Annotated in this window: 14 protein-coding genes; 11 read left to right on the forward strand and 3 right to left on the reverse strand. The window is 74.0% G+C overall.

The window, feature by feature from the left end:
- Both AB0O91_RS40345 and AB0O91_RS40350 read right to left on the reverse strand, forming a co-directional pair.
- Positions 1-1,062 (reverse strand): serine/threonine-protein kinase (locus AB0O91_RS40345; RefSeq protein ID WP_363444277.1); only part of this gene is annotated, 1,062 nt, incomplete at its 3' end.
- A 99-nt stretch (positions 1,063-1,161) separates the two neighbouring features.
- Complete coding sequence (locus AB0O91_RS40350; protein ID WP_363444280.1) at positions 1,162-1,785, reverse strand: TetR/AcrR family transcriptional regulator; 624 nt, start codon at positions 1,783-1,785, stop codon at positions 1,162-1,164.
- Between the two features lie 159 nt (positions 1,786-1,944).
- On the opposite strand from AB0O91_RS40350, the gene AB0O91_RS40355 reads away from it, so the two are divergent.
- The 10 genes from AB0O91_RS40355 (at position 1,945) to AB0O91_RS40400 (ending at position 12,997) form a co-directional block, all read left to right on the forward strand.
- On the forward strand, positions 1,945-3,138 hold the full coding sequence (locus tag AB0O91_RS40355; RefSeq protein ID WP_363444282.1) for an agmatine deiminase family protein: 1,194 nt from the start codon (positions 1,945-1,947) through the stop codon (positions 3,136-3,138).
- Between the two features lie 101 nt (positions 3,139-3,239).
- A complete protein-coding gene (locus AB0O91_RS40360; protein ID WP_363444285.1) occupies positions 3,240-4,250 on the forward strand; it encodes an agmatine deiminase family protein in 1,011 nt (336 codons plus the stop codon).
- A 130-nt stretch (positions 4,251-4,380) separates the two neighbouring features.
- Positions 4,381-6,027, forward strand: a complete 1,647-nt coding sequence (locus tag AB0O91_RS40365) for an ABC transporter substrate-binding protein (RefSeq protein WP_363444288.1) — start codon at positions 4,381-4,383, stop codon at positions 6,025-6,027.
- Positions 6,024-6,983, forward strand: coding sequence for an ABC transporter permease (locus AB0O91_RS40370; protein ID WP_363444291.1), 960 nt, complete (start codon positions 6,024-6,026; stop codon positions 6,981-6,983). Before AB0O91_RS40365 ends, AB0O91_RS40370 begins: the two co-directional genes overlap by 4 nt.
- Positions 6,980-7,834 (forward strand): ABC transporter permease, encoded by an 855-nt coding sequence (locus AB0O91_RS40375; RefSeq protein WP_363444294.1) that lies wholly within the window; start codon positions 6,980-6,982, stop codon positions 7,832-7,834. Before AB0O91_RS40370 ends, AB0O91_RS40375 begins: the two co-directional genes overlap by 4 nt.
- Before the next feature lie 46 nt (positions 7,835-7,880).
- Positions 7,881-8,837 carry an ABC transporter ATP-binding protein gene (locus tag AB0O91_RS40380; RefSeq protein WP_363444297.1) on the forward strand — a complete coding sequence of 319 codons (957 nt, stop codon included), beginning with the start codon at positions 7,881-7,883 and terminating at the stop codon, positions 8,835-8,837.
- A complete protein-coding gene (locus AB0O91_RS40385) occupies positions 8,830-9,627 on the forward strand; it encodes an ABC transporter ATP-binding protein (protein WP_363444300.1) in 798 nt (265 codons plus the stop codon). Before AB0O91_RS40380 ends, AB0O91_RS40385 begins: the two co-directional genes overlap by 8 nt.
- A 129-nt stretch (positions 9,628-9,756) precedes the next feature.
- A complete protein-coding gene (locus tag AB0O91_RS40390) occupies positions 9,757-10,683 on the forward strand; it encodes a DUF4436 family protein (RefSeq protein ID WP_363444302.1) in 927 nt (308 codons plus the stop codon).
- Positions 10,684-10,856: 173 nt separating this feature from the next.
- Positions 10,857-12,089 (forward strand): agmatine deiminase family protein, encoded by a 1,233-nt coding sequence (locus AB0O91_RS40395; RefSeq protein ID WP_363444305.1) that lies wholly within the window; start codon positions 10,857-10,859, stop codon positions 12,087-12,089.
- Positions 12,086-12,997 carry a DUF4436 family protein gene (locus AB0O91_RS40400; RefSeq protein WP_363444308.1) on the forward strand — a complete coding sequence of 304 codons (912 nt, stop codon included), beginning with the start codon at positions 12,086-12,088 and terminating at the stop codon, positions 12,995-12,997. Before AB0O91_RS40395 ends, AB0O91_RS40400 begins: the two co-directional genes overlap by 4 nt.
- A gap of 67 nt (positions 12,998-13,064) precedes the next feature.
- On the opposite strand, the gene AB0O91_RS40405 is transcribed toward AB0O91_RS40400, so the two are convergent.
- Positions 13,065-13,724, reverse strand: coding sequence for a TetR/AcrR family transcriptional regulator (locus AB0O91_RS40405; RefSeq protein WP_363444310.1), 660 nt, complete (start codon positions 13,722-13,724; stop codon positions 13,065-13,067).
- A 168-nt stretch (positions 13,725-13,892) separates the two neighbouring features.
- Here AB0O91_RS40405 and AB0O91_RS40410 point away from each other — a divergent pair, with 168 nt between their 5' ends.
- Positions 13,893-15,059, forward strand: a complete 1,167-nt coding sequence (locus AB0O91_RS40410; protein ID WP_363444313.1) for an agmatine deiminase family protein — start codon at positions 13,893-13,895, stop codon at positions 15,057-15,059.
- The last annotated feature ends 263 nt before the right edge of the window (positions 15,060-15,322 follow it).

A 15,322-nucleotide genomic window follows, 5' to 3' on the forward strand; every position in this document is an offset into this window, starting at 1 on the left:
CGGAACGGCCGGTGCGGAGGCGAGCACCGTGGGCGTCGGACCGGCCGACGCGGGTGCGAGCACCGTCGGCGCCGCGTTCAGCCCGCCCCCGGCGGCGGCCGTGCCCCCGGCGCCCGCAGCACCCCCGGCGGGCACCGGCGGCAGCTCCGCGTGCCGGGTGAGCTGGCTGGTCAGCGGCTGCGGCAGCCAGTCCTCGCCGAATCGGAGGTGGCCGCCGACCGCCGGGTGGCTGCGGGCGGCGGCGATCACCTCGGCCGGCGTCGGCCGGTCCTCGGGGCGTTTGGCCAGGCAGCGTCGGAGCAGCCCGCGCAGGCCGTCCGGCACCCGGTCGAGGTCGGGCTCCTCGTGGACGGTCCGGTAGAGCGTGGCCGGGTGCGGGCCGTCGCCGAAGGGCGGGGCGCCGCCGGCGACGTGGACGGCGAGGGCGCCGAGCGCGTACACGTCGGTGGCCGGGGTGGCGCTCCGTCCCAGGGCCTGCTCGGGGGCCATGTAGGCGGGGGAGCCGATCTGGAGCCCGGTGCCGGTCAGGGCGACGGCGTCGGCGGCGCGGGCGATGCCGAAGTCGATCACCCGGGGGCCGTCGGCGGCGATCAGCACGTTGCCGGGCTTGAGGTCGCGGTGCACCACCCCGCTGGCGTGGATCGCCTGGAGCGCCTCGGCGATCCCGGCCACCAGCAGCAGCACGGTGCGTTCCGGCAGCGGGCCGAACCGCTGCACCACCTGCTGGAGCGAGGGCCCCGGCACGTAGGTGGTGGCCAGCCACGGGGTGGCGGCGTCCGGCCCGGCGTCGACCAGCTGGGCGGTGAACAGCCCGTGGATGAGCCGGGCGCTGGCCACCTCCTGGGCGAACCGGGCCCGGAAGTCCGGGTCCCCGGCCAGCTCGGGCCGCACCACCTTGAGCGCCACCGGCCGGCCGCCCGGGGTGTACGCGAGGTAGACCCGGCCCATGCCGCCGGCGCCGAGCCGGGCGTGCAGCAGGTGGCCGCCGACCTCGCGGGGGTCGTCCGGGGCCAGCTCCTGGAAGACCGGCTGGAGGGCGAAGGGGGATCGGTCAGCGGACATGCGGGCTGCCTCTCTCGGCGGACAGGGACGGGTGCGGAGCCGTGCCGCCCGGGAGTGGGCAGGCACGGCCCGCTGGCGCCGCAGAGTTTAGAGGTTTCGTCAGGATCCGCCGAATCCGACCCCGCCGACCACGCCCGGGCTGCCCGTCCGGCCGTGGTCCAGCTCGGTCTCGATCGCGCCGCGGAGCAGCCGGCGGGCCTGGTCGACCGGGAGCGATCCGCTCAGCCAGCGCACGCTGAGGCCCTCGACCAGGGCGGTCAGCCGTTCGGCGGCGGCCGCGTGCGCCGGCGCGGTGCCGGCCGGGTCGGCGTGGGCCAGCAGCTCGGCGACGTCGTGCACCCAGGTGTGGGTGCTCCGGGCCAGGTCCTGGCGCAGGTCCGGCTCGAAGACGGCGGTCGCCCGCAGCTCGCCCCAGGCGGTGCTGTTCTCCCGTACCTCGGTGGTGTCCTGGAGCTCCAGCAGCAGGACCTGTTCGAGGTCGGCGCGCGGGTCCCGGACCCGGCCGTCGGGGGGCTGGTCGTCGGCGGTGTAGTGGTCGGCGCGGTCGCTGATGTACTCCAGCGTCTGTCGCAGGACCCCCGCCCGGTCGTGGAAGTGGTAGTAGATCAGTGCAGTGGACACCCCGGCCTCGGCGGCCAGCTCGCCCATCCGCAGGCCGCGTACGCCGCGCCGGGCGATGACGCGGGTGGCGGCCTGGAGTATCCCTGTCCGGCGGTCTGACATGGACGCTGACTCTACCGCCTCCGGATGCGGCCTTGACGAAATCCTGATCACTTTGTCAGTTCGTTGGGCATTATCCCGCTCACAGGGTTGACTGGATTTTCAGTGAGGTACAGGATGCGGGGCAACCCCCACACCTCCCACCTCTTGCAGGGAGCGTTCATGACCACCCCCACGCCCTCCGGGGCCACCCCCACCCCCTCCCGCCGAAGACTTCTCCGGTTCGGCGCGGCGGTCCTGCCCGCGCTGGCCCTCGGCGCGGCCCTGCCGACCGCCGCCCGTGCCGCGACCGCCGCCGGCGCCGCCACCGCAGCCCCCACGCTGCGGATGCCGGCCGAGACCGACCGGCACGACCGCACCTTCATGGCCTGGCCCGCCCTGTCCTCGATCTGGGGCAACCAGCTCACGGCCGTCCGCGACGACATCGCCCGGGTCGCCGCCGCGATCTCCTGCTACGAACCCGTCGTGGTGGTGGCCCGCCCCGGCCAGGCCGCGGACGCCCGCTACTGGCTCGGCCCCGGCGGCGGCTACGGCATCACCGTGCTGGAGATCGCCAACGACGACCTGTGGATCCGCGACTTCGGCCCGACCTTCCTCACCGCCCCGGGTGCGATCGCCGGTCTGGACACCAACTTCAACGGCTGGGGCAAGAGCGGCACCCCCTACTACCAGCCCTACGCCGAGGACGCCGCCGTCACGGACGCCCTCCTCTACGAGTACGGCGTCGACCGCGTCCGCGCGCCGTTCACCGGCGAGGGCGGCGCCCTGGAGACGGACGGCCAGGGCACCCTGCTGGCCACCGCCAGCTCGCTGGTCAACCCCAACCGCAACCCCGGGATGAGCCGGGACCAGGTCGAGCAGGCCCTGAAGTCCTCCCTCGGCCTGAGCAAGGTCATCTGGCTCCCCGGCCTGGCCGGCCAGGACATCACCGACGACCACATCGACTGCCTGGCCCGCTTCACCGCCCCCGGCAAGGTCATCCTGGACCAGCCCGGCCCGGGCACCGACCGGATCTGGGTCGACGTCTACCGGCAGACCCGGCGGATCCTGGCGAACGCCGTCGACGCCCTGGGCCGCCCCCTGACCGTCACCGAACTCCCCGGTCCGGACCGGCAGTCGATCCGCGGCAAGGGCAAGGACTTCCTGTCCAGCTACACCAACTACTACACCGCCAACGGCGCCGTGTTCGTCCCGCAGTTCGGCGACACCGCGGCCGACGGGACGGCGTACGCGATCCTCCAGGCCGCCTTCCCGGACCGCGACGTCGTCCAGCTGGACATCGACGCCATCGCGGGCGGGGGCGGCGGCATCCACTGCGCCACCCAGTCCCAGCCCACCGTCCCGCCGCTGCCCTGAGCCACCACCCGAGACTCCCGGCGGCCCGCCGGCCAACCCCACGGAGGCGGGCCGCCGGGCCCACGGCTCCACCCGTACCACCGAACCCGAAGAGGTATCCCGTGAGCGTCACGTACCGCATGCCCGCCGAGTGGACCGAGCACGAGGGCTGCCTGATGGCCTGGCCCGTCCGCGAGGACCTGTGGGGCGACACCCTCGCCGAGGTGAAGCGCGAGTACGCCGAGGTGGCCCGCACCATCGCCCGGTTCGAGCCCGTGACGATGACCGCCCCGCCCGGCCACGGCGAGGAGGCCCGCGCCCTGTGCGGCGAGGGCGTCACCGTCGTCGAACTGCCCATGGACGACTCCTGGTTCCGCGACTCCGCGCCGATCTTCGTGCTCGACGGCGAGGGCCGCCGGGCCGGCGTGGACTTCCGCTTCAACGCCTGGGGCCGCAAGCACCACCCCTGGGACGCGGACGACCGGATCAGCGCCCTGCTGCTGGAGCACCTCGGCGTCCCGGCGCTGCGCTCCGAGATGATCCTCGAGGGCGGCGCCGTCACCGTCGACGGCGAGGGCACCCTGATCACCACCGAGCAGTGCCTGCTGCACCCCAACCGCAACCCCGGCATGAGCCGCGAGGAGATCGAGGCCGAGCTCAAGCGGCGGCTCGGCGTCACCAAGGTGATCTGGCTGCCCTACGGCGGCCTGCTGGACACCGAGACCGACGGCCACGTGGACGGCGTCTGCGCCTTCGCCGCCCCCGGCAAGGTCGTCGTCCAGCTCCCGGCCGACCCCGAGCACCCGGACTACGCCCGGATGCGGGCCAACCGCGCCGTGCTGGAGCACTCCACCGACGCCCAGGGCCGCCCCTTCGAGATCGTCGACGTCCCGCAGGCCGCGTTCGTCGAGGTCGACGGCCGCGAGGTCGAGGTCGGCTACCTCAACTACTACCTGGCCAACGGCGCGGTCGTCGTCCCGGTGGCCGACCACCCCGCGGACGAGGGCGCCCTCGCCGTCCTGGCCGCGGCCCACCCGGACCGCAAGGTCGTGGGCGTCCGCTCCCGGGTGATCGCCTGGGGCGGCGGCGGCATCCACTGCATCACCCAGCAGTTCCCGGCCGCCCGCGGCTGACGCACCCCTCGCGCGGCCGGCCGGAAGCGGGCCCGTACGCTCACCAGGCCCGAAAGCGGCCGGGAGCGTGCCCCCGCCGGCCCGTGAGGCCCGCACGTCCTCTCCCCGCACCGACCGAAAGCCCACCCTCATGACCCTCACCCCCGCGGGGCGAGCCGCTTCCCCAGGCCGGCTCGCCCTCGCCACCACCGCCCTGCTCTGCGCCACGGCCCTGGTCGCCGCCTGCTCCGGACCGCCGCACGGCGCCGACCAGGCCGGGGTCCAGCTCTCCGCGACCACCCCACCGGCCAAGGGGGAGCTCGACTCCTTCACCTGGGCCACCTACGCCGAGCCGCCGACCCTGGACTACATCCAGGCCTTCGACTACCCGCAGAACACCATCCTCTCCAACGTGTGCGAGAGCCTGATGCGCTGGACCCCCCAGCTCACCCTGGCCCCCGGCCTGGCGGAGAAGGCCGCCAACCCCGACCCGACCACCTGGGTCTACGACCTGCGCGCCGGCGTGCACTTCCACGACGGCACCGAGATGACCGCCGACGACGTCGTGTACAGCCTCGGCCGGCAGACCAACCCGGACAACGCGGCGGCCTGGGCCCAGGTCTTCCAGAACGTCGACTCCATCACCAAGACCGGTCCGCTCCAGGTCACCGTCAAGCTCAAGCAGCCCGACTCCCAGTTCCCGCAGTACATGGCCACCGCGGCCGGCGTCGTCGCCGCCAAGGCCGGGGTGGAGGCCGCGGGCAAGGACTACGGCACCACCGGCGGCCTCGACTGCACCGGCCCGTTCAAGCTCGGCACCTGGGCCAAGGGCCAGTCGCTGGAGCTCCAGCGCTTCGACGACTACTGGGGCACCAAGGCCAAGTCCAAGAAGGTCGTGTTCAGCTTCCTCACCGACTCCTCGGCCCGCACCAACGCGATGCTCACCGGCGACGTCGACGGCGGCTACCTGATCCCGACCGAGAGCTACGACCGGCTGCGGAAGAGCGGCCCGGGCACGCTCTACTTCGGCGAGGGCCTGAGCACCGTCAACGTCAACGTCACCGACATGAAGGGCGCGCTGGGCGACGTCCGGGTCCGCCAGGCGCTGTCGCTGGCCCTGGACCGCTCCGGCTTCATCAAGACCGGTCTGGCCGGTGCCGGCACCGCCACCGGCTCCCTGACCACCCGGGCCGCCTGGGCCGGCGCCCCCGACGACGTCCGCAGGAACGCCTTCGACGGCCTCACCCCCACCGCCCAGGACATCGACAAGGCCAAGGCCCTGGTCAAGGAGGCCGGCGCGAGCGGCAAGACGCTCGTGATGGCCACCAGCACCATCGGCCAGGACGTCTCGCTGCTCGCCACCGCCGTCCAGGCCGCCGGGACGAAGATCGGGCTGGACATCCAGCTCAAGACGATCGCCCCGAACGCCTTCACCGCGCTGTTCACCGACGCCAAGGCGCGCGAGGGCATCGACATGTTCCCGGAGACGTACTACGACTCCATCACCGACCCGCTCGACCTGCTCGTCAACTTCCGCACCGGTGCCTACCAGAATTTCGCGGGCTACAGCGACAAGGCCTACGACGCCCTGGTCGACCGGGCCACCGCCGAGTACGACCCGGCCAAGCGCGGCGCGATCGAGGCCGAGCTCCAGCGGACCGCCTCCCAGCAACTGCTGTGGATCCCGGTCGCGGAATGGCCCACCGCCGTCTTCCTGAACAAGCGGATCACCGGCGCCCCGACCACCATCTCGTACATGTACTACCCGTGGGCCGCCGATGTGGGGGCCGCACGGTGAGCTTCCTCCGATTCGCCGCCCGGCGGCTGGTCGAGATGGCGGTGACCCTGCTCGGTGCCTCCTTCGTGGTCTTCGGCGCGATGTACCTGGCGCCGGGCAACCCCGCGAGCTTCCTGCTGTCGGGCCGGTCGGCCTCGCCGGCCGCCCTGGAGGCGATCAACCAGCAGTACCACCTCGACGACCCGTTCCTGGTCCGGTACCTCCGCTGGCTCGGCCAGGTGCTCCAGGGCGACTTCGGGCGCTCCATCACCTACCGCACCGACGTCTCCACGCTGCTCGCCGACCGGCTGCCCGCCACCCTGCTGCTGGTCGGGATGGCCCTGGTGGTCGTGGTCGTCGTCGGACTGGCGCTCGGCCGGTTCGGCGCGGTGCGCGGCGGCGCCACCGACTCCACCATCCTGGTCACCACCACGATCGCCCTCGGCACGCCGTCCTTCGTCGCCGCCGTGCTGCTCCAGGGCCTGTTCGCGGTCAAGCTCGGCTGGTTCCCGGTCGGCGGCGCCGGCCAGGGCCTCGGCGACATGCTCTGGCACCTCACCCTCCCGGCGATTGCCCTCGCCCTGTACCTGATCGGCATGCTCGCCCGGGTCACCCGCTCGGCCATGCTGGAGGCCCTGGAGGGCGAGCACGTCACCGTCGCGCGCAGCCGGGGCGTCCCGGAGCGCGAGGTGATCCGCCGCCACGTGTTCCGCAACTCGCTGGGCACCGTGCTGACCACCGGCGGCCTGATCGTCTCCACCCTGCTGGTCTGCACCATCCTGGTGGAGTCCGCGTTCAGCATCGGCGGCATCGGCCAGCTCCTCGAACTGTCCACCACCACCAAGGACTTCCCGACCGTCCAGGCCATCTCCCTGATCATCGTGGCCCTGTTCATGACGGTGAACCTGGTCGTCGACCTGCTCCACCCGCTGGTCGACCCCCGGATCACCCTCGGCTCCAGGAGGTCCGACGCATGAGTGTCGCCCTCACCCGCCGCCCCGGGCTCGCCCGGCTCAAGTCCGCCGGCGGACCGCTCCACCTGATCTGCCTCGGCTTCGCCGCCCTGGTGGTGCTCGCCGCGCTGCTCGCGCCCTGGATCGCCCCGTACGACCCCAACGGCGTCGACCTCGGCAACGCCATGGCCGGGCCCTCGCCCGAGCACCTGCTCGGCGTCGACGCCGCCGGCCGCGACACCCTCTCCCGGCTGCTGACCGGCGCCCGCACCTCGCTGCTCGGCCCGCTCGGCGTGGTCGTCTTCTCCACCGTCGCCGGCATCGCCGTCGGCCTCGCGGCCGGCTGGCGCGGCGGCTGGCTCGACTCCGTCCTGTCCCGCAGCACCGAACTGGTCTTCGCCTTCCCCGGCATGCTGCTCGCCATCCTGATCGTCTCGGTGTACGGCGAGGGCCTGCTCGCCCCCGTCGTCGCCCTCGCGATCGCCTACCTGCCGTACGTCTCCCGCCTCACCCGCTCCCTGGTGCTGGCCGAACGGACCCGGCCGTACGTCTCCGCGTACCAGGTCCAGGGCCACTCCGCGGTGCAGATCTGCCTGCGGCACGTCCTGCCCAACATCGCGCCGATCGTGCTCGCCCAGTCCGCCGTCAACTTCGGCTACGCCCTGATGGACCTGGCCGGCCTCTCCTTCCTCGGGCTCGGCGTCCCCGCCCTCACCCCGGACTGGGGCCGGATGGTCTTCGACGGGCAGACCGCGATCCAGCACGGCTACCCGCTCTCCGCGGTCCTGCCCTGCGCCCTCATCGTGCTCACCGTGGTCGCCTTCAACGTCGTCGGCGAACGCTGGGCCGACCAGGTCGCCCGGAGGACCGCATGAACGGAGGACCGCGTGGAGCGCGGAACCGCATGACTCGGAGGACCGCATGAACGCCCTCGACATCCAGGGCCTCCGGCTCCGCCTGCCCGGCACCGCCCGGCCCGTCCTCGACGGCGTCGACCTGACCGTCGGCCCCGGCGAGACCGTCGCCCTGGTCGGCGAGTCCGGCTCCGGCAAGACCCTCACCTCGCGCGCCGCCCTGGGCCTGCTGCCGCCGGGCGCCGTCACCGGGGGCGAGGTGCTCGTCGACGGCGAGGACGTCCTGACCATGGACCCCGCCCGGCTGCGCGCCCTGCGCACCGGCCGGGCCGCGATGATCTTCCAGGACCCGCGGGCCGCCATCAACCCGCTGCGCCGGATCGGCGACTTCCTCACCGAGAGCGTCCGCCTCAACGGCACCCTGAGCGCCGCGGACGCCGACCGGCGCGCCGTGGAACTCCTCGACGCCGTCGGCCTCGGCCCCGAACTGCTGCGCCGCTACCCCGGACAGCTCTCCGGCGGCATGCTGCAGCGGGTGATGATCGCCGCCGCCCTGATGGGCGACCCGGTCCTGCTGCTGGCCGACGAACCCACCACCGCGCTGGACGTCACCAGCCAGGCCGAGGTGGTCGCCCTGCTCGGCCGGCTGCGCGAACGCTTCGGCACCGGCCTGCTGTTCGTCACCCACGACCTCGGCCTCGCCGCCGCCATCAGCGACCGGGTCTACGTGATGTACGCCGGGCGGATCGCCGAACACGGCCCCGCCACGGCGCTGTTCGAACGCCCCCGGCACCCGTACACCGCCGCGCTGCTCGCGGCCACCCCCGCACTGGATGCCCCGGCCGGCCGGCTCGCCGCCATCGACGGCCAACCGCCGGACCTGCGGCAGGAGTTGACGGGCTGCGCGTTCGCCGCGCGGTGCCGCCACGCCACCGAGGTCTGCCGCGAGCAGGTGCCCGCCCCGCAGGGCGAGCACCCGGCCGCCTGCCACCACCCGCTCGAAGGGAGCCGCACCGATGGCTGAGCCCGTCCTGCGGGTCGGCGGACTGCACCGCACGTACGGCAGCGTGCGGGCCGTGGACGACGTCTCCTTCACCCTCGAACCCGGCGGCTCGCTCGGCATCGTCGGCGAGTCCGGCTCCGGCAAGACCACCACCGCCCGCATCGTGGTCGGCCTCGAACAGGCCGACGCGGGCGAGGTCCTGGTCCACGGCCGCTCCCGCACCGGCCGGGCCCGCGGCAGGGCCGAACGGCTCGCCCGGGCCCGCGAGGTCCAGATGGTCTTCCAGGACCCGTACCTCTCCCTGGACCCGCGCACCAGTGTCGAGGCGGTGCTCCGCGAGACCCTGCGGCTGCACTTCCCCGGCACCGACCACCCGGCCCGGATCCGGGAACTCCTCGACCAGGTCGGCCTGGGCACCCGCGCCGCCGAGGCCCTGCCCCGGCAGCTCTCCGGCGGCCAGCGCCAACGCGTCGCCATCGCCCGGGCGCTGGCCGTCCGCCCGGCCGTCCTGGTCCTGGACGAGGCGGTCGCCGCCCTGGACGTCTCGGTCCAGGCGCAGGTGCTCAACCTGCTCGCCGACATCCGCGAACAGACCGGCATCGGCTACCTGTTCATCACCCACGACCTCGGCGTCGTCCGCTGCGTCACCGACGAGGTCGTCGTGATGCGGCACGGACGGATCGTCGAATCCGGCCCCACCGCCACCGTCCTGGACTCCCCGCAGCACCCCTACACCCGGCTGCTGCTGGAGTCCGTCCCCCGGCCCGGCTGGGATCCCGACCGGATCGCCGCCGCGCGCCGCGCACTGTAAGACGGCCCGGGCGCCCGGCAGGTGGTGGGACCTGCCGGACGCCCGGGCCCACGAGCACCACCGGCGGAGCACACCGGTCCGGCGGCGACCCCGCCCGGCCCGGCGCACCCCGCCGCGGAAAGGACGACCGTGCAGGTCACCACCGACGAATCCGCCGCGACCGGACCGGCCGTGCACCCGGCCCCCCGACGCCGCCGCCACCGGCGCTTCATCGCCCTCCTGGCGGTGGTCGTCACCCTCTGCTCGGCGGGGATCGGGCTGTACCTCAACGAGCGCAACACCCGCGAACAGACCAGGGAACTGGCGATCCCGACCGCCCCCGACTGGATCGAACTGGACGTCACCGCCCAGGACGTCGACCCGACCGGCCAGCAACTGACCCTCTACGTCACACCCGTCCCGCACGGCGGGCTCGCCGCCGGACCGGACTCCGCCGCCTTCGCCCGACCCGTCGAGATCACCCTGACCGGCCTCCCCAAGGCCACCGTCAAGGTCGCCGAGGGGGAGAGCGCGGCCACCCAGGCCGTCCAGATCGGGATGTACGAGGGCACCAAGACCGACTACCCCTTCGACCGCTACCGCACCGAGGCCGGCTTCGGCGCCACCAGCGGCGGCCGGGCCGTCCCGGTCGGCCTGGCCTTCACCGACACCGACCCGTTCTTCGTGGTGCGCCCCGAGGCCAGGGCCTCGGCCACCGGCAGCGTCATCCTGGACGCCCGGATCACCCGCTCCCGCAGCACCTTCATCCTCTCCTGGTTCATGATCGCCGCGATGTGGGCCATCGCGCTGGCCGTGCTCGGCGCCGCCGAGGTGCTCTACCGCAAGCGCGAGGGGCTCGTCTGGCCCTCGCTGGGCTGGATGGCGGCCAGCCTCTTCGCCCTGATCGGGATGCGCAACGCCGCCCCCGGCTCACCGCCGATCGGCTCGCTGATGGACTACGTGGCCTTCTTCTGGGCCGAGGGCATCATCGCCGCGAGCCTGGCCTGCACCGCCTGGTCCGGCATCCGCACCGAACACCGGCTGCGCCGCGAGAAGGACGAGGCCGCCGAGGCCTGACCCCCCGGGACCCGGCGCGGCCCGGCACGACGGAGGACGGCGACGCGTCCGCCGCGCCGTCCCGGACACCCGGCGCGGATTCGCCCGGACGGCGGAGCCGCGCCGCGCCGGATCCTGACCGCACTGTCAGTAGCCTGCGGAGCCGAACCCGACACCTACCGGAACGAGGCCCCATGGCTCCCTCCCGGCCGTCCCGTCGCGCGCTCCTGCAGTCCGGTGCCGCGCTCGCCGCCCTGGCCCTGGCCGGCGGCTGCTCCTCCGACTCCTCCGACGGCGGAGCGGAGGGGCAGCCGAGCCCGAGCGGCACCGCTCCGGCCACGAGCCCGGCCGCCGGAGGGCGGGCGATGCCCGCCGAGTCGGGCCCGCACACCCGCACCTTCATGGCCTGGCCGGCCCTGGAGGAGGTGTGGGGCGACCAACTGCCGGGCGTCCGGCAGGACATCGCGGCCCTGGCCCGAGCCGTCGCCGGCTTCGAGCCGGTCGTCCTGCTGGCCCGCCCCGACCAGGCCGACCAGGCCCGCCAGGCCTGCGGCTCCTCGGTCGAGGTGCTGGAGCTGATGGTCGACGACCTGTGGGCGCGGGACACCGGCCCGACCTTCGTCACCGGCGCCCAGGGCCTGGCCGGGGTGGACTTCAACTTCAACGGCTGGGGCGGCAAGCAGACCCACGCCAACGACAGCCAGGTCGCCCGCAACCTGCTCGCCCACTACGGCATCACCCGCGTCCAGGCGCCGATCACCGGTGAGGGCGGCGCGATCGAGGTGGACGGCGAGGGCACCCTGATGGCCACCGAGAGCTCCTGGGTCAACGACAACCGCAATCCCGGCAAGAGCCGCGACCAGATCGAGGCGAGCCTCAAGGAACTGCTCGGCGTCGAGAAGGTGCTCTGGTTCAAGGGCGTCGCCGGACAGGACATCACCGACTGCCACGTCGACGCCCTCGCCCGCTTCGCCGAACCCGGCACGGTGGTGCTGCACCGCCCGGCCGCCGACACCCCGCCCGACGTCTGGACCACCGCCTCCGCCCAGGCCCTCCAGGTGCTCCGGTCGGCGACCGACGCCAAGGGGCGCACGCTCAAGATCGTCGACCTCCCCGAACCCGACTTCGACCTGATCCCGGGCGCGGGCAAGAACTTCCTCGGCACCTACATCAACTACTACGTCTGCAACGGCGGCGTCATCGTCCCGCGCTTCGGCGACCAGAGCGCCGACGACCGCGCGGCCGGCATCCTCGGCGACCTCCACCCCGGCCGCAAGGTCACCCAGGTCTCCATCAACCACATCGCCGCGGGCGGCGGCGGCATCCACTGCGCCACCCAGCAGCAGCCGGCCGTCGAGGGCGCCTCGGCCGGCCCGTCCGCCGCGGGCAGCCCGTCCGCTCCGGCCGGCCCGTCCGCGTCGGCATGAGGAGCCCGGCCCGGCTGCGCGGCAAGCGCTTCGCCCTCGTCCTGCTGATCCTCGCCGTGCTCTGCTCGGCCGGCATCGCGCTCTACCTCAACGAGCGGGACACCCGGCAGCAGACCAGGGAGCTGGCGCTGCCGACCAGCGGGGACTGGATCGAACTCGACCTCACCGCCCAGGAGATCGACCCCGGTACGGGGGAGCTCACCCTCTACGTGGTGGCCGTCCCGCATGGGAGCCTCGCCGAGGGCCCGGACACCACCACGTTCACCCGGCAGGTGGAGATCAGCGCGCTCTCGGCGACCCGCACCGACCTGCGGGCCGCACCGGGGGAGTCGGTCACCCCACAGGCCGTCCAGGGCAACCTCTACGACGGCACCGAGTCGGACTACCCCTTCGACCGGTACCGGTTCGCCCTGGGGTTCGCGGCCACGGACGCCGCGGGCCCGGTACCGGTCGGTCTGGTGTTCGCGGACGTCGACCCGTTCTTCGTGGTCCGGCCGACCACGTCCCCGCTCGGCTCCGGCGTGCGGATGCTGGAGGGCCGGATCAGCCGGGGGCGCAGCACCTTCATCCTGTCCTGGTTCATGATCGCCGCGATGTGGGCGCTCGCCCTGGCCGTGCTGGCCGGGGCGGAGGTGCTCTACCGCAAGGGCGAGGGGCTGGTCTGGCCCTCGCTCGGCTGGATGGCCGCGACCCTGTTCGCGTTGATCGGGATGCGCAACGCGGCGCCGGGATCGCCGCCGATCGGCTCGCTGATGGACTACCTGGCGTTCTTCTGGGCCGAGGGCATCATCGCCGCGAGCCTGGCCTTCACCGTCGTCGCGGGCACCCGGGTCGAACATCGGAAACGCCGCGCCGAGGAGGCCGAGGCCGCTGCGCCCGGCGCACCCGCGGAGCCGACCGGCCCGTAGCGGTGGCGGCAGCTCCGGCGGTGCCTCGGGCGGTGGCTCGGGTGGTGTCCCGGTGCGTGGCGACGGCTCAGACCGTGGCGGACAGCGAGGTCAGCAGGGTGCGCAGCACCCGCGCGTCGTCCACCGTCCCGTCCAGCGAGCCGATGGCGGCGAGTCCGTCCACGGCGGCGGCGAAGGCCTCGCCCAGCGGTACCGGGTCGGCGCCGGTGCCGCGCTCCTCGACCAGGCAGCGGAACAACCGGACGAAGGAGACCCGCCAGCGCGCGTACTCGGCCTCCAGGGCGGTGCGGACCCGGTCGTCGTCGAGCGCCAGCCAGTGCAGCGCCGCGTGCAGCCGGGCGAGGTCGGGGCTCTCCGGCCGGGTGAGCAGGACCAGCACCCGTTCGGCGCGCTCGGCGAAGCCGCCCGGCCCGTCGACGGCCTCCTCCAGCGGCGTGATCCACTCGGGCCGGATGTCCGCCACGACCGCGACGATCAGATCGGTGCGGTCGGCGAAGTGGTAGTGGCACATCCCGTGCGAGACCCCGCACAACGCTGCCACGTTGCGGGTGGTGAAGCGCCCGGCACCGTCGCCGGCGAGCAGGGTGCGGGCCGCGGCGATCAGCCGGGCCCGGGTCTGCTCGCCCTTGGCGGAGGCCCGGGGGCGGGTGCCGCCGGGGCCGTCGCCCGGTCCCTGGTGCGGCCCGGAGGCCGTTCGCGGAGCCCCGCCCGTCTCCCGTGTCGCCATGGCCGCCACTGTAACGACTCCGGCAGGGCGGCAGGGCGGAACGGAAACAGATGCTTCCGCGATGTATTGACCGAGCGCTTGGACAGTTCTACCTTTCGGTCAACTCGTCCACCCCACAAGGACGTTGACATGGAGGCAATGATGGAGGAAGGCGCCGGACCCCACCCCGTGACCGACCTGAGACTCGGCCGCCGTCGGTTCCTGACGGCCGCCGGGCTCGCCGCCGCCGGCACCGCGCTGACCGCCGCGACCGGCGGACCGGCCCGCGCGGCACAGCACGGCGACCCCACCCGCACCCCCCGCAGCACCGGCCCGCGCCTCGCGGCCGGCTACCGCGTACCGCCGGACACCGCCCCGCACACCCGGACCTGGATGGCCTGGCCCGACAACACCTCGATCTGGCGGAGCAAGCTCGGCGGCGCCCAGTCCAACATCGCCCTGGTCGCGCGGACCATCGCCACGTACGAGCCGGTCACCGTCTGCGCCAACCCCGCGAGCGTCGCCAAGGCGCGCTCGATGTGCGGCCCGACCGTCACCGTCATCGGGGCCGTCCCGGTCGACGACTGCTGGATGCGCGACACCGGCCCGGTCTTCCGCACCGACGGCGCCGGCGGCCTCGACACCGTCGGCCTCAACTTCAACGGCTGGGGCAACCACCAGAACCCGCACGGCAACGACGCCCTGGTCGCCCAGCGCGTCGCCGGCTACCTCGGCCTGCCGTTCACCGCCGCCGGACTGGTCTCCGAGGGCGGCGCCATCGAGACCGACGGCGCCGGGACGCTGATGGCCACCCGGAGCAGCATCATCAACCCCGACCGGAACCCCGGCACGTCCCGGGCCGCGCTGGAGAGCGCGATGTGCGCGGCCTACGGCGCCACCGAGGTGATCTGGTTCCCCGGCATCGCGGGCCAGGACATCACCGACGACCACGTGGACGCGACCTCGCGCTTCCTCGCGGCCGGCACCGCCGTGGTCCAACTGCCCCTGGCGGGCGACACCGACGTCTGGTCCCAGGACGAGCGCCAGCAGTACGCGATCCTCACCGCCGCCACCAGTGCCCGGGGCGGACCGGTCTCGGTCAGCACGATCCAGGGCCCCGACTACGACCTGATCCGCTCGACGGACCCCGACTTCGTCGGCTCCTACGCCAACTACTACCTGTGCAACAACGCGGTGATCTCGGCCCAGTTCGGCGACACCCGGGCCGACGCCGCCGCCCGCAGCACCCTCGCCGCGCTGTTCCCCGGGCGCACCGTCGAACAGCTCAACATCGACTACCTCGGGGCGGGCGGCGGCGGGATCCACTGCGTCACCCAGCAGCAGCCCGCCGCCTGACGCCGGCCACCCGAAGCGGGGCCGTCCGAGGCGGGGCCGTCCGAGCCCCTACCGGCGGACCCCGTACCGGCCGACCCCGTACCGGCCGACCCCGTACCGGCCGACCCCCACGGCTCGGACCCCGGTCGATCCGACGGGGCCGGATCCGGTCCGCCGACCGGACCCGGCCCCGAACGGCGGCCGGCCCCGGCGCCCCGCCCCCAACGCGGGGCCGGGGCGGCCCCGGCGGCCCCCCCCCGGCGGGGTGTGGGGGGGGGGGCCGT

This window comes from Kitasatospora sp. NPDC089797 (assembly GCF_040684795.1).
Lineage (GTDB): Bacteria > Actinomycetota > Actinomycetes > Streptomycetales > Streptomycetaceae > Kitasatospora.

Excerpts from the sequence above, each read along its gene's own strand:
- AB0O91_RS40375 (WP_363444294.1), top strand. The coding sequence starts at position 6,980 with ATGAGTGTCGCCCTCACCCGCCGCCCCGGGCTCGCCCGGCTCAAGTCC.
- AB0O91_RS40355 (WP_363444282.1), top strand. The coding sequence starts at position 1,945 with ATGACCACCCCCACGCCCTCCGGGGCCACCCCCACCCCCTCCCGCCGA.
- AB0O91_RS40405 (WP_363444310.1), bottom strand. The coding sequence starts at position 13,724 with ATGGCGACACGGGAGACGGGCGGGGCTCCGCGAACGGCCTCCGGGCCG.
- AB0O91_RS40385 (WP_363444300.1), top strand. The coding sequence starts at position 8,830 with ATGGCTGAGCCCGTCCTGCGGGTCGGCGGACTGCACCGCACGTACGGC.
- AB0O91_RS40380 (WP_363444297.1), top strand. The coding sequence starts at position 7,881 with ATGAACGCCCTCGACATCCAGGGCCTCCGGCTCCGCCTGCCCGGCACC.
- AB0O91_RS40395 (WP_363444305.1), top strand. The coding sequence starts at position 10,857 with ATGGCTCCCTCCCGGCCGTCCCGTCGCGCGCTCCTGCAGTCCGGTGCC.
- AB0O91_RS40350 (WP_363444280.1), bottom strand. The coding sequence starts at position 1,785 with ATGTCAGACCGCCGGACAGGGATACTCCAGGCCGCCACCCGCGTCATC.
- AB0O91_RS40400 (WP_363444308.1), top strand. The coding sequence starts at position 12,086 with ATGAGGAGCCCGGCCCGGCTGCGCGGCAAGCGCTTCGCCCTCGTCCTG.
- AB0O91_RS40365 (WP_363444288.1), top strand. The coding sequence starts at position 4,381 with ATGACCCTCACCCCCGCGGGGCGAGCCGCTTCCCCAGGCCGGCTCGCC.